Annotated in this window: 18 protein-coding genes; 8 read left to right on the top strand and 10 right to left on the bottom strand. The window is 72.5% G+C overall.

Annotation, left to right across the window (positions count from 1 at the left end):
- The first annotated feature begins 117 nt into the window (after window positions 1-117).
- Both A3CQ_RS0130060 and A3CQ_RS0130055 read left to right on the top strand, forming a co-directional pair.
- Complete coding sequence (locus tag A3CQ_RS0130060) at window positions 118-2,766, top strand: ATP-binding protein (RefSeq protein WP_020514664.1); 2,649 nt, start codon at window positions 118-120, stop codon at window positions 2,764-2,766.
- 34 nt (window positions 2,767-2,800) lie between these two features.
- Window positions 2,801-3,316 (top strand): YceI family protein, encoded by a 516-nt coding sequence (locus A3CQ_RS0130055; protein WP_020514663.1) that lies wholly within the window; start codon window positions 2,801-2,803, stop codon window positions 3,314-3,316.
- A 55-nt stretch (window positions 3,317-3,371) separates the two neighbouring features.
- On the opposite strand, the gene A3CQ_RS0130050 is transcribed toward A3CQ_RS0130055, so the two are convergent.
- Window positions 3,372-4,901: a DEAD/DEAH box helicase gene (locus A3CQ_RS0130050; protein ID WP_020514662.1), complete on the bottom strand. Its 1,530-nt coding sequence runs from the start codon at window positions 4,899-4,901 to the stop codon at window positions 3,372-3,374.
- Window positions 4,902-5,068: 167 nt separating this feature from the next.
- On the opposite strand from A3CQ_RS0130050, the gene A3CQ_RS0130045 reads away from it, so the two are divergent.
- Window positions 5,069-5,917 (top strand): sigma-70 family RNA polymerase sigma factor, encoded by an 849-nt coding sequence (locus A3CQ_RS0130045; RefSeq protein WP_026206346.1) that lies wholly within the window; start codon window positions 5,069-5,071, stop codon window positions 5,915-5,917.
- A gap of 41 nt (window positions 5,918-5,958) precedes the next feature.
- Here the strand turns inward: A3CQ_RS0130045 and A3CQ_RS0130040 are convergent, their stop codons facing one another.
- Entirely contained in the window at window positions 5,959-6,474 is a 516-nt protein-coding gene (locus A3CQ_RS0130040; RefSeq protein WP_020514660.1) for a hypothetical protein, read from the bottom strand.
- Window positions 6,475-6,635: 161 nt separating this feature from the next.
- Here A3CQ_RS0130040 and A3CQ_RS0130035 point away from each other — a divergent pair, with 161 nt between their 5' ends.
- Entirely contained in the window at window positions 6,636-8,969 is a 2,334-nt protein-coding gene (locus A3CQ_RS0130035) for a HelD family protein (protein ID WP_051115392.1), read from the top strand.
- A gap of 41 nt (window positions 8,970-9,010) precedes the next feature.
- Here the strand turns inward: A3CQ_RS0130035 and A3CQ_RS0130030 are convergent, their stop codons facing one another.
- Entirely contained in the window at window positions 9,011-9,931 is a 921-nt protein-coding gene (locus A3CQ_RS0130030; protein WP_020514658.1) for a sigma-70 family RNA polymerase sigma factor, read from the bottom strand.
- A 152-nt stretch (window positions 9,932-10,083) separates the two neighbouring features.
- Here A3CQ_RS0130030 and A3CQ_RS0130025 point away from each other — a divergent pair, with 152 nt between their 5' ends.
- Window positions 10,084-10,584 carry a DUF456 domain-containing protein gene (locus A3CQ_RS0130025; protein WP_020514657.1) on the top strand — a complete coding sequence of 167 codons (501 nt, stop codon included), beginning with the start codon at window positions 10,084-10,086 and terminating at the stop codon, window positions 10,582-10,584.
- Here the strand turns inward: A3CQ_RS0130025 and A3CQ_RS0130020 are convergent.
- On the bottom strand, window positions 10,577-11,776 hold the full coding sequence (locus A3CQ_RS0130020) for a D-alanyl-D-alanine carboxypeptidase family protein (protein WP_084699289.1): 1,200 nt from the start codon (window positions 11,774-11,776) through the stop codon (window positions 10,577-10,579). The two genes, A3CQ_RS0130025 and A3CQ_RS0130020, sit on opposite strands and share 8 nt — an antisense overlap.
- Before the next feature lie 50 nt (window positions 11,777-11,826).
- Entirely contained in the window at window positions 11,827-12,255 is a 429-nt protein-coding gene (locus A3CQ_RS0130015; protein WP_020514655.1) for a hypothetical protein, read from the bottom strand.
- Window positions 12,256-12,470: 215 nt separating this feature from the next.
- On the opposite strand from A3CQ_RS0130015, the gene A3CQ_RS0130010 reads away from it, so the two are divergent.
- On the top strand, window positions 12,471-12,809 hold the full coding sequence (locus A3CQ_RS0130010) for a histone-like nucleoid-structuring protein Lsr2 (protein ID WP_020514654.1): 339 nt from the start codon (window positions 12,471-12,473) through the stop codon (window positions 12,807-12,809).
- Here the strand turns inward: A3CQ_RS0130010 and A3CQ_RS0130005 are convergent.
- The 4 genes from A3CQ_RS0130005 to A3CQ_RS0129990 all read right to left on the bottom strand — a co-directional run bounded on the left by A3CQ_RS0130005 (window position 12,791) and on the right by A3CQ_RS0129990 (window position 15,843).
- Window positions 12,791-13,669: an LLM class flavin-dependent oxidoreductase gene (locus A3CQ_RS0130005; protein ID WP_020514653.1), complete on the bottom strand. Its 879-nt coding sequence runs from the start codon at window positions 13,667-13,669 to the stop codon at window positions 12,791-12,793. The two genes, A3CQ_RS0130010 and A3CQ_RS0130005, sit on opposite strands and share 19 nt — an antisense overlap.
- A 14-nt stretch (window positions 13,670-13,683) precedes the next feature.
- Window positions 13,684-14,148 (bottom strand): MarR family winged helix-turn-helix transcriptional regulator, encoded by a 465-nt coding sequence (locus tag A3CQ_RS0130000; protein WP_020514652.1) that lies wholly within the window; start codon window positions 14,146-14,148, stop codon window positions 13,684-13,686.
- Between the two features lie 80 nt (window positions 14,149-14,228).
- Entirely contained in the window at window positions 14,229-15,371 is a 1,143-nt protein-coding gene (locus A3CQ_RS0129995) for a PP2C family protein-serine/threonine phosphatase (RefSeq protein ID WP_020514651.1), read from the bottom strand.
- 79 nt (window positions 15,372-15,450) lie between these two features.
- The gene (locus A3CQ_RS0129990) at window positions 15,451-15,843 is read right to left on the bottom strand and encodes an ATP-binding protein (protein ID WP_020514650.1); all 393 of its coding nucleotides are present in this window, start codon (window positions 15,841-15,843) and stop codon (window positions 15,451-15,453) included.
- Window positions 15,844-16,009: 166 nt separating this feature from the next.
- Here A3CQ_RS0129990 and A3CQ_RS0129985 point away from each other — a divergent pair, with 166 nt between their 5' ends.
- Together A3CQ_RS0129985 and fgd are read left to right on the top strand one after the other, a co-directional pair.
- Entirely contained in the window at window positions 16,010-17,851 is a 1,842-nt protein-coding gene (locus A3CQ_RS0129985) for a sigma-70 family RNA polymerase sigma factor (RefSeq protein WP_020514649.1), read from the top strand.
- A 35-nt stretch (window positions 17,852-17,886) separates the two neighbouring features.
- Entirely contained in the window at window positions 17,887-18,885 is a 999-nt protein-coding gene (fgd, locus tag A3CQ_RS0129980; protein WP_020514648.1) for a glucose-6-phosphate dehydrogenase (coenzyme-F420), read from the top strand.
- Between the two features lie 9 nt (window positions 18,886-18,894).
- Here fgd and A3CQ_RS54545 read toward each other — a convergent pair.
- Window positions 18,895-19,264: hypothetical protein (locus A3CQ_RS54545; protein WP_040433232.1), on the bottom strand; the 370-nt coding region annotated here is incomplete at its 5' end.

Below are 19,264 nucleotides of genomic sequence, written 5' to 3'. Positions count from 1 at the left end.
TCGCGGCTGCCCCGGCGAGCCGGGCGGGTCCACCAACTGCTGAATCCAGGACGGTCGGTGGGTGGGTGGGACGGATTCCTGATGGACAATCGCCGTGTGCAGCGCCAGGTTGTCCCCATGGGTGCGGGGTTGGTCGGCCGGGTCGCCGAGGTGGTGGCGCTCGACGAGCTGCGCGCCGCGGCGGCGCACGGGTCGGGCGCGGTCGCCCTGCTGACCGGCGAGGCCGGCATCGGCAAGACGGCCGTCGTCGAGGAGTCCGTCTCCCGGGCCGCGGCGGCCGGCGTCGTCGTGCTCGCCGGGCGGGCGGACCCCGACGAGGGCGCGCCCGCCTTCTGGCCCTGGCTGCGGCTCCTCGATTCCGATGTGGACGGCCTCGACCCCTCGCTGCTCTCCCTGGCCGACGCGGGGGAGTCGGCCTCGGCGGCGCGGTTCCGGGCGATGCGCGACGTGGTGTCGGCGCTGGCCGCGGCGGCCGCGAGCGCGCCGCTCGTGCTGGTCCTGGAGGATCTCCACTGGGCCGACCCGGCCTCGATCGCGCTGCTCACCGCCCTGTCCCGCGAGGTCGCCACCACCCGCATCCTCGTGCTCGGCACCTCCCGCACCGAGCTGGACCTCCCCGACGCGACCGTGCTTCCCCTGCGGCCCTGGGACGTCCCGGCCGTCGCGGCCTACCTCGACCGACTCGGCGACACGCCCGCGCACGGGACCTGGGCGCCGGTCGTGCACGAGCTCGGCGGCGGCAATCCGCTCTACACCCGCGAGGTGGGCCGCCTGCTGGCGCGCGAGGGACGGCTGGCCCGCCCGGCCGGCGACATCGATCTGCCCGACGGCCTGCGCCGGCTGGTGGCCCGCCGCACGGCCCACCTGACCCCGGCCTGCCGGGAGCTGCTCGGTGTCGCGTCCGCCGTCGGGGCCGAGGTCGATGCCACCGTCCTGGATCTGGGCGACCTGGCGCCGGCCATCGAGGCGGGCGTGCTCGTCGACGATCCCTGGGCGCCGGCCCGGCTGCGCTTCGCCCACGAGCTGGTCCGGCAGGCCTGCTACGCCGGTATGACCCGGGACGCGCGGATCCGGGCACACGCGCTCATCGCCGACGCGCTGGCCGACGCCGGCGCCGGGCCGATCGAGATCGCCCGTCATCGCGTACGCGCGGCTGCTGATCCTGAATCGCGGCGGCTTGCCGCCGAAGCGTGCGTGGCCGCGGCCCGCCACGCGACCGGCGAGCTGGACCACGGCGAGGCCGTGCACTGGCTGACCCGGGCCCTCGAGAACGCGCCGTCCCACGACATCCGCCTGGAACGCGCCGGCGCCGCCTACCGCGACGGGCGGCTCGACCTGGCCGTGTCCGACTGCGAGGCGATTGTCGACGAGGTCGGCGCCCCGGCCGCGCTGGTGATCCGGGGGCTGGGCGGGCTCGGCAGCGTCCTCGCCCCGGCCCTGATCCGGCTGTGCGAGCGCGCCCTCGCCCTCGATCTCGGCGAGGCCGACCGGGCCCAGGTCCTCGCCCAGTACGCGTTCCTGATCGCCGAGATGCACGACGCCGGCCGGGCCGAGCCGATCAGCCGGGAGGCGATGGAACTGGCCTCCCGATCGGGGCATCCGGGGGCGCTGGTCGCCGCCATACACGCCCGCCATGAGCTGCTCGACCCGATGGACAGCGTCGACGAGGTGCTCGAGCTGGCCCGGCGCGGCGTCGAGCTGGCCGGACCGAGCGGCCGTCCCGACGCCGAGCTGTGGAGCCGCACCTGGCTCCTGGACGCCCGGCTCTGCCTCGGCGACCTGGCCGAGTTCGACGCGGAGTGCACCCGGCTCGCCGAGCTCGTCGACCGCCTCGGCTGGCCGGTCGCCCGCTGGCACCTGCTCCGGGCCCGGGCCGCCCGCGCGATGCTCGCCGGACGGTTCGCGGAGGCCGCCGCGACCGCGGTCGAGGCCCGGGATCTCGCGTTGCGCGCCCAGGACACGTCGGCCGGTCTGCTGCTGCAGGCGTTCCAGAGCGGGCTGGCCCTGCTCACCGGCGAGACCCTGCACTGGCCCGACGACCTGGCCGCGATGACCATGCGGTTCCCGGGCGTGCCGATCGGGGTCACGCAACTGGCCCGCATCGCCATGGAGATGGGGGAGCGGGAGATCGCCGCCGAGCACGTGGCCCAGATGCGGGGGATCCTGCCCCGGCTGCCGGTCGACGGTCGGCGGCCGTTCATCGTGCTCTCGGCCGGGGAGGTGGCGGCCTGGGTGGGCGATCTCGAGCTGGCCGCCGAGTGCTACCGGCTCGGCCTGCGCTACGCCGACCTCTACCTCAACTCGATGTCGGCCTGTTTCGGGTCCGCCTCCCGGCTGCTCGGCGTGATCGCCGCCGCGCTCGGGGAGCCCGCCGCCGGCGAGCATTTCTCGGCCGCGGTCGCCATGGAGGAGCGTCTCGGTTCCGCTCCGTTCGTGGCACTCAGCCAGATCACGTACGCGCGATTCCTGCGCCCCGACGATCACCGTGCGGCCCGCGTTCTGGCCGGCCGGGCCCTCGCCACCGCCCGCCGGCTCGGCATGCCCGCGATCGCCGCGGAGGCCGCCGCGCTGGCCGGGGACGACCAGCTCACCGCCCGCGAGCGGGAGATCGCCGCCCTGGTCGCCCAGGGGCTCTCCAACCGGGCCATCGCCGACCGGCTGGTCCTCTCGGAGCGTACGGTGGAGACCCACGTGCGCAGCATCCTGCGCAAGCTCGGGCTCACCGGCCGCGCCGACCTACGTGGCGAAACTCAGTACCAGCACTGACGTCCCCGGCGCCGCCAGGCCCGAGTCTCGGGTCATGACAACGAACCTGAGCAGCACCGACCTGCGGCCCGGCACCTACAGCATCGACCTGGCCCGCTCGACCTGCACGCTCCACGCCACGCACGCCTTCGGCCTCAAGCCCGTCACCGCCACCATGGCGATCCGCGGCGGCACGGTCACGATCGGCGGCGACCCGGCCCGCTCCAGCGCCTCGGCGCAGCTCGACGCGGCGTCGTTCCGCAGCGACGACGCCCGCCGCGACAAGGACATCCGCGGCAAGTTCCTGGCGGTGGCCGACCACCCGGTGATCGCGTTCCGCAGCACCGGCTGTGTTCGCTCGGCCGCCGGCTGGCAGCTGACCGGGGTGCTCTCCGTGCGCGGCACCGACAGCGAGGTGACCCTCGTGATCGACGGCATCGAGCCGGCCGGCGACGGCTACCGCTGCACGGCGAGCAGCACCGTCGACCGGGTGGCGGCCGGCGTGAAGGCGGGCCGGGGAATCGTCTCCCGGCCCGTCCACCTGAAATTCGAGATCTACGCCACGGCGTGAGAAACGCGGCGTGAGCGGCTGCGGCGTGCTGGGCCGCGGCGTGCTGGGCCGCGGGTCAGCGCCCGCCGCCCCGGCGACCACCGGCCCGGCTCGATGCCGAGAAGGCGGCGGCCCCACCACCGGTCCGAGCATGCCCGGGCCGGGCGGTGGCTGCCGCCGGCTCGGTGCCCCGGCCCCGCGAGCGCTCGACCCGCGGCGCCGCGGCCTTACCCGCGGCCGAACCGCGCTGCCCGGAAGCGCCCGGCTGGTTGCCGGCCTGCGACGAACGCGCGGACGAGGCCGAGCGCCCGGACGCGGACCCGATCGACGAAGCCGACGGCGCGGACGAGCGCCCGGCTCCCCGGCCCCGCGAGCGACCCGACGAACGCCCGGACGGACGGCCCGACGGCGTGGCCTGGGCCGGCACCGTGGGCGGCGCCACGAACCGGCGCTCCCCGGGCGCGAGCTGGGCCAGCAGCGGGTCGCCCGGCCGGGTGCGGCTCGTCGTCGGCCGCACTCCCGCCTTGCGGGTCAGATCCCGTACCTCGGCCTGCTGGTCGTCGGTCATCAGGGTGACGACCGTGCCCTGCGCGCCGGCCCGGGCGGTCCGGCCCGAGCGGTGCAGGTAGGCCTTGTGCTCGACCGGCGGGTCGGCGTGAATGACCAGCGCCACGTCGTCGACGTGGATGCCCCGGGCCGCGATGTCCGTGGCCACCAGCGTCTCGGCGCTGCCGTCCGAGAACGCCGCCAGGTTCCGGTTGCGCGCGTTCTGCGCGAGGTTGCCGTGCAGTTCGACCGCCGGCACCCCGGCCGCCACCAGCTGCTTGGTCAGCACCTTGGCCCGCCGCTTGGTGCGGGTGAAGACCATCGTGCGCCCGGGCGCCGACAGCAGGTCCACCAGCACGCCGAAGCGGTCGTCGGAGCGTACGTGCAGAACGTGGTGGGTCATCTCGATCGGCGTCTCGGCGGCCGAGTCGACCGCGTGCGTCACCGGACGCCGCAGGAAGCGCTTGACCAGCACGTCGACCCCGTTGTCGAGGGTCGCCGAGAACAGCAGCCGCTGCCCGTCGCGCGGGGTCTGCTCGAGCAGCCGCCGCACCACCGGCAGGAAGCCCAGGTCGGCCATGTGGTCGGCCTCGTCGAGCACGGTGATCTCGACGTTCTCCAGCGAGGCGTGACCCTGGCGCAGGTGGTCGTCGAGCCGGCCGGGGCAGGCCACGAGCACGTCGACGCCGGCCGCCAGCCCCTTGATCTGCGGGGTGGCGCCGACGCCGCCGAAGACGACGAGCGTGCGCAGCTTGAGCGCGGCCGCGAGCGGCGCCAGGGCGGCGTCGATCTGAGTGGCCAGCTCACGGGTGGGCGCGAGGATCAGCGCCCGCGGCCGGCCCGGGCGCCGAGGCGTGCCGGAGGCGGCCAGGCGGGTGAGCACCGGCAGGGCGAACGCGTACGTCTTGCCGGAGCCGGTGCGCCCGCGGCCGAGAACGTCCCGGCCGGCGAGGGAGTCCGGCAGGGTCGCGGCCTGGATGGGGAACGGGGTGGTGATGCCGAGATCGGCAAGTGCCGCGGTGAGGGCGGCCGGTACGCCGAACTCGGTGAATGTGGTCATGTAGCGGGAACTCCAAAAAGGGTCGAGGTTCGTCCCAAGCGATCAAGTCTATAAGCAACCGGGCTGCACCCGTGTGGGACCCGATCAGCACTCAACGCCCTTCAACGTTCTCCTCAGTGCCCGGGATTCCCCCGACCTGGGCGTTACCGCGAGGAGAGCCCCCCACCATGAGCGGTGCACCCCCACGTGAACGCCGTCGCGAGGACGTCGTCCAGGAGCATATGCCCTTGGTCGGGCACCTGGTCCGCGAGATGCTGGCCCGGGTGCCGCAGCACGTCAACCGCGACGACCTGATGTCGGCCGGCTACGCGGCCCTCGTGCACGCGGCCCGCGGGTTCGACGCCGAGCGCGGCGTCCCGTTCGCCCGATTTGCGGCGGCCCGGGTGCGCGGCGCCCTGCTCGACGAGCTGCGCGGCCTCGACTGGGCCAGCCGCTCGGTGCGGCAGCGGGCCCGGCGCACCGACTCGGCGCGCCAGGAGCTCACCGCCGAGCTGGGCCGCACGCCGACCGTGCAGGAGGTCGCCGAGAAGCTGGGCTGCTCGGTCGATGACATCGAGACCGCCGACGACGACGTGCACCGCGCGGTGGTGTTCAGCCTCCAGGGCTTCGCGACGGCCGCGGCGGACGACATGGTCACCGAGCCGAGCGCCGGTCCGGAGGAGATGCTGATCCGCCGGGAGCGGCTGGGCTACCTGCGGCACGCGGTCGACGCGCTGCCCGAGCGGCTTCGCGCGGTGGTGCAGGGCTACTTCTTCGACGAGCGGCCGATGGCCCGCATCGCCGAGGACCTGGGTGTCACCGAGTCGCGAGTATCACAGTTGCGGGCGGAGGCGCTGGGGCTGCTGCGGGACGGTCTCAACACCCACCTGGACCCGGCCCTCGCCACGCAGGGCCCGGCGAAGGAGGGCTGCGTCGCGAGGCGGCGGGCCGCGTACTACGACCAGATCGCGGTGCGGGGCGACCTGCGTACCCGTCTGGCGATGACGGGTCTCGACGGCCTGCCGATAGCGGCCTGAGGGAGGGTGCCCGCCGCGGTTCGCGGCGGGCACCGGTGTTTCTAGGAGGCGCAGGTGCCGGCCTTCTTCTGGGCGGCGATGGCCTTGGCCGCGCCGAGCTTGTAGAGCGCGAGGCCCTCCTTGGCCGGCTCCAGCTTCCAGGCGTTGCTCTCGTACACCATCGTGTACGACTGCGTCGCCACCAGCTGCTTCGCGATGACGATCGCGTGGTCCGGGCCGTCCATCCGGGCGCTGGTCAGCTGGATCGCCAGGCCCTTGCGGGAGCAGGCCTGGTTGAGCTTGACGTAGTCGTCCTTGCTGATCGCGGCCTTGCCGGCGGCGGTGTACATGTCCCAGGCGCCGGCGAAGTCGCCGCCCGCGAACCGGTCGAAGACGGTCTGCGCGGCGGCCCGGGCGCCGTCGATGGTCTTGGGCTCGGGCCCGTTGGCGGCGGCCTGCGCGGCGTTGCCGGCCGGCGCGTCGTCATCGCCGCCGCTGCACGCGGTGACGAGGGTGAGGGCGGCGGCCGCGGTGAGGGCGAGCGCGCCGAGACGTCGGATCGGGTGGTCGTGGTTCATGCCTGGGTTAAGTCTGATCGAGGCTCGTGCGTAACGGCTCGCCGGGAAAGTTGACGGATTGCTGACATTCCCGTCACCGGTTGGAGCATCGCTGTCGATGGGCTAATCTGGCCGATTGTCGAGCAACGAAAAAAGCGACCAAGAATGGTCGCTGCGGGCGAATGTTACCACAAAGGGGAGTGGCATTGTCAAGCTCCGCCACGGACGATCTCCGTTCCGAGCAGGCGTACCTCACCACCCTCTACGAACGTCTGGACAGCCTGCGTGAGCAGGCCGATCAGCGCCTCAAGGCGATTCTGCTCGAGGCCGGCGGCACCCCGCAGGGCCGCACCCAGCGGGAGGCCACCCGCGGCCACTACGCCGAACAACTCGCCCAGATGAATGCGGTCGAGAACGGTTTGTGTTTCGGCCGGCTGGATTTCGCCGAGGGTGAGCCGCGATACATCGGCCGGCTCGGACTTTCCGCCGCCGAACACGATCGTGACCCGCTGCTGGTCGACTGGCGCGCCCTCGCGGCCCGTCCGTTCTATCTCGCCACCGCCGTCTCGCCCGACGGGGTGACCCGCCGGCGTCACCTGCGCACCCGGGGCCGGCTGCTGACCGGCATCGACGACGAGGTGCTCGACCTCGAGGCCGCCGCCGGCACCGGCGGGCGGGAGGACGTGACCGGCGAGGCCGCGCTGCTGTCGGCGCTGACCGCGAGCCGCACCGGCCGCATGCGCGACATCGTCGAGACCATCCAGGCCGAGCAGGACGAGGTGATCCGGGCCGGCCTCAACGGGGTCATGGTGGTGCAGGGCGGTCCGGGCACCGGCAAGACCGCGGTGGCGCTGCACCGAGCGGCCTACCTGCTGTACACGTACCGCGCCCAGCTGACCAAGCAGGGCGTGCTGATCCTCGGGCCGAACACGACGTTCCTGCGGTACATCTCACAGGTTCTGCCGTCGCTGGCCGAGACCGGTGTGTTGCTGGCGACCCTCGGCGACATGTTCCCCGGCGTCCGCGCCCGGGCGGCCGAGTCGTCGGCGGCGGCCGCGGTCAAGGGCCGCCTCGGCATGCTCGACGTCCTGAAGAGGGCGGTCGACGACCGGCAGACCGTGCCCGGCGACTACGTCGAGGTCGACCACGACGGCTATCCGCTGCGCATCGAGCGGGCGGTGCTCGAGGACGCCCGGGCCGCGGCCCGCCGGTCCGGCCGGCCGCACAACGTGGCCCGGCAGATCTTCGTGACCGAGGCCATCCACGCTCTGTCCCTGCAGATCGCCGAGCGGATCGGCGCCGACCCGCTCGGCGGCGAAAACCTGCTCTCCGCGGCCGATCTCGCCGAGACCCGGCGCGAACTGCGCGAGGACATCGACGTACAGCAGGCTCTGTTTGATTTCTGGCCGGTTCTGACGCCGCGCCAGGTCCTGCGCGACCTGCTCTCCGACGCCGGCCGGCTGGAGTCGGCCGCCCGCGACCTGCCGGCCGAGGACCGCGCCCTGCTGCTGCGCGACCGGGAGGCCCGCTGGACCCCGGCCGACGTGCCGCTGCTCGACGAGCTGGCCGAGCTGCTCGGCGTCGACGAGACCCTCAAGAGACGGCAGGCGGCGCTGGAGAGGCGGGAGGCGATCGAGTACGCGGAGGGCGTGCTGGAGATCGTCGAGGGTTCCCGCTCGCTCGACTTCGAGGACGAGGGTCTCGAGAAGGACGAGGTGCTCTCCGCGGCCGACGTGGTCGACGCGAGCGCGTTCGTCGAGCGGCACGAGGTGATCGACACGCGTACCGCCGCCGAACGGGCCGCGGCCGACCGCACCTGGGTCTTCGGTCACGTGATCGTCGACGAGGCGCAGGAGCTGTCCCCGATGGCCTGGCGGCTGCTCATGCGCCGCTGCCCGAGCCGGTCGATGACCGTGGTCGGCGACGTCGCGCAGACCTCCGAGCTGGCCGGCACCACCGGCTGGGAGCAGGTCTTCGAGCCCTACGTGGCGCAGCGGTGGAACCTGGTCGAGCTGACCGTCAACTACCGCACGCCGGCCGAGGTGATGGCGGTGGCGGCCGACGTCCTCGCCGCGGTCGATCCGGCGCTGCAGCCGCCCCGGTCGGTGCGATCCGCCGGCGTGGACCCCTGGTCGCTCCGGGTGCCGCGCGCCGCGCTTCCGGCCGAGATCACAGCGGCCGTACGCCTGGAAGCTGGTGAAGTGGGTGAGGGAAGGGTCGGCGTCCTGGTGCCCGAGGCGCTGGAGGCCGAGCTGGGCCGGCACCTGGTCGAGTCCGTTCCGGGAGCGGCCGTCGGCGAGCAACCCGACCTGCTCAACCAGGTGGTGCTGATGACCGTGCGGCAGGCGAAGGGCCTCGAGTTCGACTCGGTGGTCGTCGTCGAGCCCGACGAGATCATCGCGGAGAGCCCGCGCGGCCTGTCCGACCTGTACGTGGCGGTCACCCGGGCCACCCGCCGGCTCGGCGTCCTGCACACCACGGATCTCCCGAAGGTGCTGACGGCGCTGGCCGCCTGACGGCTGGAGGCCCGGCGGTTTCCCGCCGGGCCTGTGGTCGCCTACGCCGCGGGTGCCGGCGTGCGGTCGCTGGAGCCGCGGCCGAACGTCGTGTGCCCGTGTGCGTTGGTCATCGCGAGGCGGCTGTGCAGCGAGGTGCTGTTCGCGATGCTCGCGTAGTAGGTGGCCCGGCGCCGGGCCGTGATGCTCTCCGGGTTGTCCGGCACGGGCGCGAGCTCCGGGTTGAGGTGGGTGTTCATCCCGTCCTTGAGCAGCGACAGCGCCTCGGCGCGCAGCTGGCTGATCCGGCTCTCGGTGACGCCGAGGTCGTCGGCGATGTCGGCCATCGGCCGCTCGCGCAGGAAGTACTCGGTGATCACGATCTGCAGCCGCTCCGGCAGCGAGCCGATCGCGTGGTGCAGGTAACCGATCTGCTCCCGGTGCAACAGCATGTCCTCCGGCCCCGGGTTCTTCTCGGTGACCAGGTCGTCGGCGCTGCTGGTGGTGAAGCCCTGCAGCGAGAGCACGGTGGCCCGCTGCACGTCGGTGTCGGTCTGCTGCAGGTCGGTCCGCGTGGTGCCCAGCGCCTGGGCGAGCTCGTCCGCGGTCGGCGTACGACCGAGCGTGGTGGTCAGCTGCTGCCGCGTGGTGTCGGTGGCGCGGGCCTTGGTGCGCACCGAGCGGGTCGCCCAGTCCAGCGAGCGCAGCTCGTCGAGGATGGCGCCGCGGATGCGGGTGCTCGCGAACCGGTTGAACGGGATGCCCCGGTCCGGGTCCCAGCCGCGGGCGGCCGTGACCAGCGCGTGCAGGCCGGCGCTGGTGAGGTCGTCGCGGTGGATGTGGTTCGGGATGCGGGTGAGCATGTCGCGCACCAGGTGGCCGACGAGCGGCATGTGGGTGCGGATCAGCTCCTCCTGCTCGGCGACGGAGAGCACCGTCGCGGCGGGCGCGGTGTCGCTGGCGTTCGTCACGGTGGTGGTCATGTCTTTCCCCCGGTTTCATGTCGGCGGCCCGAAACGGGCTCCCCGGCTGACGGGAAAGACATTGGGTGACCACGAGTACGACTTCTGGTCACACTGGGGTGCGCTGAAGTTGCGGGAGTTTAGGAATCTCCAGGGATCGGAACTTTGGTCACATGGACCTCACCGACACCGGTACGACGGTGAATGTGATCGCCGGGATCGCCATCGCGCTCGGCGTGGTGGGCGTCGTGATCCCCGTTGTCCCCGGGCTGTTGCTGAGCTGGGCCGGCGTGCTGTTCTGGGCACTGCTCGGGGACGCCTCGGGGGCGATCAAGTGGCTCGTGCTCGTGCTGGCGACGCTCGTCGCCGTGCTCGGCGCGCTGGTGAAATACCTCGTTCCCGGAAAGCGGCTCAAGGCGGCCGGCGTGCCGAACTCGGCGCTGCTGGCCGGGGGAGTGCTCGGGCTGATCGGGTTCTTCGTGGTGCCGGTGGTGGGGCTGATCCTCGGCTTCGTGCTCGGCGTATGGCTGGTCGAGCGGGCCCGGCTCGGCGCGGGTCAGGCCTGGCCGTCGACGAAGAGGGCCCTCGGCGCGGCCGGCCTGTCCATGCTTATCGAGTTCACGGCGGCGCTCGGCGTCGCCGTCGTCTGGATCTTCGGGCTGGTGGCTACCTGACCTTGCGCACCGGCCGTCGGCGCCGCCGCTGGGTCAGCAGCAACAGCAGGGGCGTGCCCGCCAGCACCAGCGCGACCACGCCCGCGACGGCCACGGTCGTGAGGGCCGGCCCGTCCGGCCGGGTGGACGGCGCGGCGGCGGTCCGGGGTGCGGTGGTCGACTCGGCCCGCGCCGCGGCGGTCGCGGTCTGCTGGGCGACGTCCTCCGGCGTGACCAGCTTGCCGACCGAAGCGTCCTTGGGCTGCGCGAAACCCCAGTCCAGCAGCGCGGCGCCCTGCTGCCAGCCGCGCAGCGGGCGCGCCTCGGCGCCGAGCAGCGTCACCACCAGCCGCCGGCCGTTGCGCTGGGCCGCGCCCACGTAGCTGTGCCGGGCCACCGTGGTGAAGCCGGTCTTGCCGCCCATCGCGCCCGGGTAGTTGAAGATCAGCTTGTTCTCGTTCTGGAACTGGAAGCCGCCCTTCTTCAACTGCGGCTGGGCGGGCATCTGCGCGGCCTTGGTGAGCACGTACCGGCGGAAGTCCGCGTTGGCGAAATCCTTGCGGGCGATCAGGGCCAGGTCGTACGCGCTGGTGAACTGCCCCTTGCCGTCCAGCCCGCTCGGGGTGACCGCGTGCGTCTGGTACGCGCCGAGCCGTTGCGCCTCCGCGTTCATGCCGGCGACCGTCTTGGCCACCCCGTCGGCGCCGCCGCCACCGGCCAGGCGGGCCAGCGCGTTCGCGGCGTCGTTGCCCGAGTTGAGCAGCAGGCCCAGCCAGAGCGTGGAGATCGGGTACCTCCCGCCGACCACCAGCCCCACGGCCGAGCTGTTGACCTCGATGTCCAGGTCGCTGCTCACCACGGTCATGGTCTGCTTCGGGTTGAGCTTGTCGATCACCGTCGCGGCCAGCAGCGTCTTCTGCACGCTCGCCGGGGTCTGGTAGACGTGCGGCCCGCACGCGCCGAGCACCTCGCCGGTGTCGAGATCGGCGACGATCCAGGTGGTGGCCGTGACCGCCGGCGGTTGTTTGGCCCCGGCCGGAATGACCAGGCCGTGCGTGGCGAGGGCGTCGCCGCCGACCGCGCTGTTCACCGGATCGTCCGGCGGCGGAACCGGCCGGGGCGGGATGCCGGTGGGCTTGGCAACTTTCGGCTTCGGGCAGGGGACATCGGCTTTTCGCGCCGCCGCGGCGGGGACCGCGGATATCGAGATCATCAAAACAGCAGCAGCTGATGCCGCCGCGATCCGGCTGAGGGGGATGCGGATCAAGGCCAGGAGACTCCCGAGTCGAGCCGCTGGTCGAGGAGTTGAGCCAGCGGAATGGTCTCGCCGTCACCGCCGCCCGCACCGACGATCAGCCGGGGGGTGCTGGGGGAGAGGTCGGCGCCGGTGAACCGGCTGCGCAACGATGACGGGACGGACAGGACGAAATACTCACCGTGCTCGCCGACGGCCACCGAGCGGTTCGACTTCAGATACCACCCACGGGCCTTGGTGCGGTACGTGGTGCGGCCGTCGAAGCTCTTCGCAACCAGCGGATGTGGCGGCAGGCCGCGCTCGGCGGCCCGCCGGACGAACGCGGCCAGCAGGTCAGCGGCCTTGCGGGCCTCCGCCTCACGGCCGGCGGCCAGCGCGGCGGCGTGGTCGTCGATCGCCCGCCGGCGCTGCTCGTTCCAGGCCGTGCGCTCGTCCATGTCTGCGACCCTAGGTGATCCACGCCGCCCGCGGCCACCCGTCTTTGCTTGAGGGATTCCTGTGAATGCCGGTGCCGCCATTTGAATAACGGACCGGCCACGGTGGGAAACAATTGCGAATTTCGGCCCGATGAGTTGCGCGGGAAGCCGGTTACGAGCAACACTGGGCGCGGTTGATCGGTTTGACTCGGGATCGCTTTTCTTCGGGAGCAGTTATGGCGCGGCAGGTCATCACAACGCTGATCGACGATCTGGACGGAAAGAAGGCCGACCGCACCGTCGAGTTCAGCCTGGATGGTATTAACTACACGATCGACCTTTCCGAGGCCAATGCGGGGAAGCTGCGTAAGGCTCTCGATCCGTACATCAGCGCGGGCACCCGTCTCGGCCGTGGCGGCCGCATCCCGGCCCGGCGCAGCGCGCCCAGCCGCACCGCCAGCTCCCGCGACGAGAACCGGTTGATCCGCGAGTGGGCCCAGGCCAACGGCCACCAGATTTCCGAGCGCGGCCGCATTCCGCAGTCGGTGACCGACGCTTACCGCGCCGCCAACTGAGGCAGCAGCCCGGCCACCCTTTCCAACACCTTTTCGTCGCCTGCGTACCAGCTTGTGGTACGGGGCCAATGGGTGATCGCGTCGGTGAAGCCGAGGCCGGCCGCCCGGCCCACCGCGTCGGTGAAGGCGTCCACGCTGGTCATCGAATAGACCGGTGACGAGTCGAGGTTGAGATAGCGCGGGATCGCGTCCAGGCTCCGGCCGGCCGCGGTCATCGTCTCCTCGAAGCGACTCACGATCTCGGCGATCGCCCGCCACCAGGACGCGGCGTCGTCGGCCTTCGGCCCGGTGGTGACCCAGCCGTCGCCGTGCTTGGCGGCCAGCCGCAGCGCCCGCGGGCCGTTGGCCGCGACGATGAACGGCGGCCGCGGCTGCTGCACCGGGCCGGGGATGCTGCGTGCGTCGACCGCCTGGTACCACTTCCCGTGCCAGGTCGTCGCCGGGTTCGCCAGGATCGTGCCGAGCAGCTCGAGGAACTCGCCGAACCGGTCGATCCGCCGGCCGGGGGTCAGCTCGGGCTCGCCGAGCACCGCCGAGTCGAATCCGATGCCGCCCGCGCCCAGCCCGAGCAGCAGGCGGCCGCCGGAGATGTCGTCGAGCGCGGTCACCTCGCGGGCGAAGTGCACCGGGTGCCGGAAGTTCGGCGATGCCACGTACGTGCCGAGGCGGATCCGGCTGGTCACCGTCGCCGCGGCGGTCAGCGTCAGCATCGCGTCGAACCAGGGGCCGTCGACGAGGTCGCGCCAGCCCAGGTGGTCGTACGTCCAGGCGTGGTCGAAGCCGTACTCCTCGGCGCGCCGCCAGCGGTCGGCCGAGACCTGCCAGCGCTGGTCAGGGAGGATCACGATGCCGATGCGCATGACGGGAACCTACCTCAGGCCGTACGCAGCCCCAGCGCGCCGTGCTCGCCCGGCTCGGCCGCCTCGGCGAACGACGTGAGCGCCCGCAGCAGCTCGTCCCGGTGCGCGGCGGGCATCCGGTCGAGCACCTGGGCGAGCGCGAGCCGGCGCCGCTCGCGGATCTGGTCGAGCAGCCGCCGGGCCGACGAGGTGAGCATGAGCCGCACCTCGCGGCGGTCGCGCGGGTCGGGCACCCGGCGCAGCAGGCCGGCCGCCTCGAGCCGGTCGCAGAGCCGGCTCGCCGAGGAGGGCACCACGTCGAGCGCCTCGGCCAGGCGGCTCATGTTGGTGTGCCGGTTGCTCGCGATGATCGTCAGCACCCGCAGCTGGGCGGGTGGCACGGTGGGGGTGTGCGCCGCCCGCGCCGAGTCGAGCACGGACACGAGGGACTCGACCGCCGATTCGACGGCCGCGGCGACATCGGTGACCCGGTCGTCCATGTCGGATGTGTCCCTGTTCTGCAGACGTCAGTGGCGCGATGCCGGGGTGACTACCCGGCCGGACCGCGAATCATGCCCTCCTACCGCAGCCAATCCAAGCAGACAATCACCGCATCGTCCTCCGCGTCCAGCCCGTCGTGATACTCGCGCAGCGAGCGGATCACCGTGCCGACCGCCTCGGACGGCGGCTGCAGCCTGGTCCGGCGCAGGGCCGTGAGCAGTGACGACGTGCCGTACGCGGGCCGCCCACCGGGTGCCGCCGCGTGCACGCCGTCGCTCGCCACCAGCAGCCGGTCGCCCGGCTCGAGCTGGAACTTCTGCGTCTCGTACCGGTTGTCGCCGAACATCCCGAGCGGCAGCTGCTGGTCGAGCGTGATCGGCCGGATGTCGCCGTCGTGGGCGACCATCGCCTTCGGCGAGCCGGCGTCCACCGCCTCGACGGCGCCGTCGGTCAGGCCGACCTCGAGCAGCAGCGTCGCCACGTACGCGTTCCCGCCGTGCCGCGAGTAGACGGCGTCCGAGGCGAGCTCGCCCTGCTCGACGATCCCGGCGCCGGAGCGGCGGGCGTTGCGCATGGCGTTGACCGCGACGGTCGTGAGCAGCGACGCCTCGATGCCGTCGCCGTGCCCGTTGAGGACCGTGATCGTGAGCCGGTCGCCGGTGATCGACCAGTCGTAGTGGTCGCCGTAGACCGCGTACGCCGGCTCCAGCGCGCCCGCGAGCCGGAACCGCTCGCCGTTCAGCGAGCGCCCGGGCAGCAGGTCCCACTGCAGCTCGGCGGCCATGGTCAGGCGCTGCCGGCGACGTACCTTGTGGTAGCGGTCGGTGTCCCGGTCGGCCGTGCGCAACGCCATGGCGAGCTCACCGGCGAGCGCGGCGAGATCCGCGGTCAGCTCGCGGGTGGCGGGCTGCTCGGTCTCCAGGCTCAGCACGCCGAGGCGGTCGCCCCAGACGGTGAGGGGCAGCAGCAGGCGGGCCGGGCCGTCCGGCCGCGGGTCGTTGATCGGGAGCTGGCTGCCGAAGCACCGCTGCTCCACCGGCCCGCCGACGGGTCCCTCCGGATCGAGGACCGGTACGAGGGCGTTCAGGCTCAGATCAGCGAGCAGCACCTCGACCCGGTCGGCGGCGTAGCGGGCACGCAGGTGCTCGGCGGTGACCTCGGGAAGACGATCGGGCGGGGCCGCGCGAAGCAGCGAGCCGACCGATGCCGGGCCGTCGAACACTCGATCTCCTTTCCCAGCCGACAATAATTGCCGGAGTGCAAGCATGATAGGCGCATGCCCCCGGAGCGGCTGACGAGCCCTAGGCGAACGACTTCTCGAAATGAATGAGGCTGCCGTGACGAGGCGCGGAGTGCATCCGTACGTTCTCGGCGAGAGCCCTGATCAGGAAAAGTCCTCGTCCGCGCTCGGTATCCACGCCGGGTGGGCCGACGGCCGCGAGGTCGAAACCGGCACCGTCGTCGCGGACATCGATCGCGCAGTGGTCCTCTCCCACCTCGAGGAGAACCTCGAAGCTTTCCGCGCCCGACGCGTGATTGACCACGTTGGCGCACGCCTCCGTGATCGCCAGTTCCAGATCGGCGCCGGACTCCGCGTCCACCTGCAGTACGGCCAGGGCGCTGCGCAGCAGTCGGCGAACGGCGGGAACGCTTCCCGCCTCACGCGGCAGATCGAGCCGGACTGTCAAACGCATGCCTCTTGTGTGCCCTGACCACCCCCCGGCTAATCACGGTCCCGCCCATCCGGGTGCCGGCTCATCCGGATGCCCGGCAAAAACGTGTTATCCATGGACGGCTCGCGCGTCCCCCTATGGTCGCCCGGAAATCCACGGCCGGGGACGCACGATGAGAGGTAGGCACATGGCGGACCAACCGGACATCGCGACGGTCATCGCGGCCCGCGCCGGGGACCCGGCCGCCGTCGATCGGCTCGTCGCGGGCTACCTGCCGCTGGTCTACACGATCGTCGGCCGCGCCCTCGAGGGCCACGCGGACGTCGACGACGTGGTGCAGGACGTCATGCTGCGGGTGCTGCGCAATCTCGGCGACCTGCGCGAGCCGGAGTCGTTCCGGTCCTGGCTCGTGGCGATCACCGTGCGCCAGGTGCGTGAGCGGTTCCGCACCCGGCGCGGCGCGCCCGAGGCGCTGGTTCACGAGGACGTACGGGACCCCGGGGCGGACTTCACGGATCTGGCCATCACGCGGCTGGAGCTCTCCGGGCAGCGCCGCGAGACGGCCGAGGCGACCCGGTGGCTCGACGAGGAGAACCGCGAGCTGCTGTCGCTGTGGTGGCTCGAGGCGTCCGGCGAGCTGACCCGCGACGAGATCGTGGAGGCCACCGAGGTCAGCCGGCAGCACGCGGCGGTCCGCATCCAGCGGATGAAGGGGCAGCTCGAGACCGCCCGCGTCGTGGTGCGGGCGCTCGCCGCCCAGCCGCCCTGCCCCGACCTGCGCCTGGTCACCGTGCACTGGGACGGCACGCCGGGCGCGCTGTGGCGCAAGCGCATAGCCCGCCACACGCGCGACTGCTCGTATTGCACGCCGGCCTGGCACAATCTCGTCGCCGCCGAGCGGCTGCTGGCCGGCATGGCCCTGGTGCCGCTCCCGGCCGGACTCGCCCATTTCGGCGGCTCCCTGGGCACGGCGGCGGGTACCGCGGCGGTCACCGGCAAGACGGCGGTCACCGGCGGCTCGCACCTCGCCGCCAAGATCGGGTTCGGCGTCTCGCAGAAGGTGCTCACCGCGGCCCTGGCCACCACCGCCGTCGCCGGTACCGCCACGGCCGTCGTCGTCTACCGGCACGACACCCCGCCGCAGACCCCGACCGCGGCCGTGCTCACCACCTCGGCCCCCGCGCCGCGGCCGACCACGGTTCGCCCGTCGCCGTCGTCGCCGAGCTCGCCCTCCCCGTCGCCGACGCCCTCGAAGACGACCAAGAAGCCGGTCGTCGTGATCACCGCGAAGGCGAGCAAGAAGAAGGGCGTCGGCGTCTGGAAGTTCACCGGTCTCAAGTCGGCGCTCTCCGACGTCGGCGCCGGCTGGTACTACAACTGGGCCTCCAACAACAACGACGTTCCCGGGCCGGCCGGCGTCGAGTTCGTCCCGATGATCCGGGCCAAGGGCGACGCCACCGACGCCACCATCGCGCAGGCCAAGAAGGAGAGCGGCGGCGAGCTGCTCGGCTTCAACGAGCCGGACATGGCCGGGCAGGCCGACATGAGCGTCGAGGACGCCCTGGCCGCGTGGCCCAAGCTCCAGGCGACCGGCTTGCGCCTGGGCAGTCCTTCCGTCGCGTACGGGGGAGACACCGCGGGCGGCTGGCTCGACCGGTTCATGAGCGGGGCGAAGGACAAGGGTTACCGGGTCGACTTCATCACCCTGCACTGGTACGGCTCGGACTTCAGCGCGGCGGCCGTCGGCCAGTTCCTCGGGTACGTCGACGCCGTGCACAAGCGGTACAACAAGCCGATCTGGGTCACCGAGTTCGGCCTCATGAACTTCAACGGCTCGCCGAAGTACCCGTCCGCCGCCCAGCTGGTCACCTTCATCAAGGGCACCACCAAGGGCCTGCAGAGCCGCTCGTACGTCGAGCGGTACGCGTGGTTCGGCCTGCCGGCGGTCGGCGACAGCGTCGACTTCGGCCTCTACAAGGACGGGGACTCCCCGACCGCGGCCGGGGAGGCGTACAAGGCGGCGGGCTAGGTTTTCCGGCCGGGGCCGCGCGTTAGGGTCGAGGCATGATTCGGTTCGGGTACAAGGCGTCGGCCGAGCAGTTCGCGCCGGCGGAGCTTCTTCGTTACGGGCAGTTGGCGGAGGAGCTCGGCTTCGACTCCGTCTTCACCTCCGACCACCTGCAGCCGTGGCGGCACGACGGCGGGCACGCCCCGGCCGCGCTCCCGTGGCTCGGCGCGCTGGCCGCCCGCACCGAGCGGGTGCTGATCGGCACCAGCGTGCTCACCCCGACGTTCCGGTACCACCCCGCCGTGGTCGCGCAGGCCTTCGCCACGCTCGGCTGCCTCGCGCCCGGCCGGGTGGTGCTCGGCGTCGGCTCGGGCGAGTCGCTGAACGAGGTGCCCCTCGGCATCGAGTGGCCCGACGGCAAGGAGCGCTTCGCCCGGCTCAAGGAGTCGGTCCAGCTGATCCAGAAACTCTGGAGCGAGGACAGGGTGACCTTCGCGGGCCAGTACTACCGCACCGAGAACGCCACCATCTACGACAAGCCCGAGACCCAGGTCCCCATCTACATCGGCGCCTCGGGCCCGGCCGCGACCCGCCTGGCCGGCCGCATCGCCGACGGGTTCATCACCACCAGCGGCAAGGGCCGCGAGCTGTACACCGACACACTGCTCCCGGCCGTCCGCGAGGGCGCCGAGAAGGCCGGCCGCAACCTCGACGACCTGGACCTGATGATCGAGGTCAAGGTCTCCTTCGACGAAGATATGGAAAGGGCGCGCAACGACACCCACTTCTGGGGCGCGCTGGCCCTCTCCCCCGAGGAGAAGACCGGCGTCGAGGACCCACTGGAGATGCAGCGCCGCGCCGACGCCCTGCCGGTCGAGCGCACGGTGACCCGCTGGATCTGCTCCTCCGACCCCGACGAGCACTGCGAGCGCGTCGAGGAGTACCTCGACATGGGCTTCAAGCACCTGGTTTTCCACGCGCCCGGCCCCGACCAGGAGCGCTTCCTTCGCCTGTACGCCGACCAGATCCTTCCCTCGCTCCGCAACCGAGGCTGAGACCGGCCGTCAGTTACCGAGGTTCTCGCGCGGAACCGGGCGCAGGCGACCGCTGCGGGTGCGCCCGGTCCCGTTCCCCTCACCGTTGATGACCCGCAGGTCGGGGCGCTGCCGGAAACCCTCGATGCGCCGCCGCTTGGTCCCGACCTCACGCCGACCCGACGGCTGCGGCGGAATCCCGCGCGAGTCCGCCCAGTCCGGTCGCCCGTCCTCGCCGGACCGCGGCTTGCTGTCCCCGCCACCGCCCCGCCCAAGCGGGAAAGAGCCGATGCCGGGGATGCCCCCGCCGCCGATGCCGGAGGTGCCCGCGCCGCCGATGCCGGAGGTGCCCGCGCCGCCGATGCCGGAGGTGCCCGCGCCGCCGATGCCGGAGGTGCCC

Origin of the sequence: Paractinoplanes globisporus DSM 43857, from assembly GCF_000379645.1 — a bacterium.
GTDB lineage: Bacteria > Actinomycetota > Actinomycetes > Mycobacteriales > Micromonosporaceae > Actinoplanes > Actinoplanes globisporus.
Note: the sequence above shows the minus strand (reverse complement) of the source record. Positions and strands in the feature narration are given on the sequence as shown.

Coding starts and splice junctions, on each gene's coding strand:
- A3CQ_RS0130060 (WP_020514664.1), top strand. CDS start 118: ATGGGTGCGGGGTTGGTCGGCCGGGTCGCCGAGGTGGTGGCGCTCGAC.
- A3CQ_RS0130055 (WP_020514663.1), top strand. CDS start 2,801: ATGACAACGAACCTGAGCAGCACCGACCTGCGGCCCGGCACCTACAGC.
- A3CQ_RS0130050 (WP_020514662.1), bottom strand. CDS start 4,901: ATGACCACATTCACCGAGTTCGGCGTACCGGCCGCCCTCACCGCGGCA.
- A3CQ_RS0130045 (WP_026206346.1), top strand. CDS start 5,069: ATGAGCGGTGCACCCCCACGTGAACGCCGTCGCGAGGACGTCGTCCAG.
- A3CQ_RS0130040 (WP_020514660.1), bottom strand. CDS start 6,474: ATGAACCACGACCACCCGATCCGACGTCTCGGCGCGCTCGCCCTCACC.
- A3CQ_RS0130035 (WP_051115392.1), top strand. CDS start 6,636: ATGTTACCACAAAGGGGAGTGGCATTGTCAAGCTCCGCCACGGACGAT.
- A3CQ_RS0130030 (WP_020514658.1), bottom strand. CDS start 9,931: ATGACCACCACCGTGACGAACGCCAGCGACACCGCGCCCGCCGCGACG.
- A3CQ_RS0130025 (WP_020514657.1), top strand. CDS start 10,084: ATGGACCTCACCGACACCGGTACGACGGTGAATGTGATCGCCGGGATC.
- A3CQ_RS0130020 (WP_084699289.1), bottom strand. CDS start 11,776: ATGATCTCGATATCCGCGGTCCCCGCCGCGGCGGCGCGAAAAGCCGAT.
- A3CQ_RS0130015 (WP_020514655.1), bottom strand. CDS start 12,255: ATGGACGAGCGCACGGCCTGGAACGAGCAGCGCCGGCGGGCGATCGAC.
- A3CQ_RS0130010 (WP_020514654.1), top strand. CDS start 12,471: ATGGCGCGGCAGGTCATCACAACGCTGATCGACGATCTGGACGGAAAG.
- A3CQ_RS0130005 (WP_020514653.1), bottom strand. CDS start 13,669: ATGCGCATCGGCATCGTGATCCTCCCTGACCAGCGCTGGCAGGTCTCG.
- A3CQ_RS0130000 (WP_020514652.1), bottom strand. CDS start 14,148: ATGGACGACCGGGTCACCGATGTCGCCGCGGCCGTCGAATCGGCGGTC.
- A3CQ_RS0129990 (WP_020514650.1), bottom strand. CDS start 15,843: ATGCGTTTGACAGTCCGGCTCGATCTGCCGCGTGAGGCGGGAAGCGTT.
- A3CQ_RS0129985 (WP_020514649.1), top strand. CDS start 16,010: ATGGCGGACCAACCGGACATCGCGACGGTCATCGCGGCCCGCGCCGGG.
- fgd (WP_020514648.1), top strand. CDS start 17,887: ATGATTCGGTTCGGGTACAAGGCGTCGGCCGAGCAGTTCGCGCCGGCG.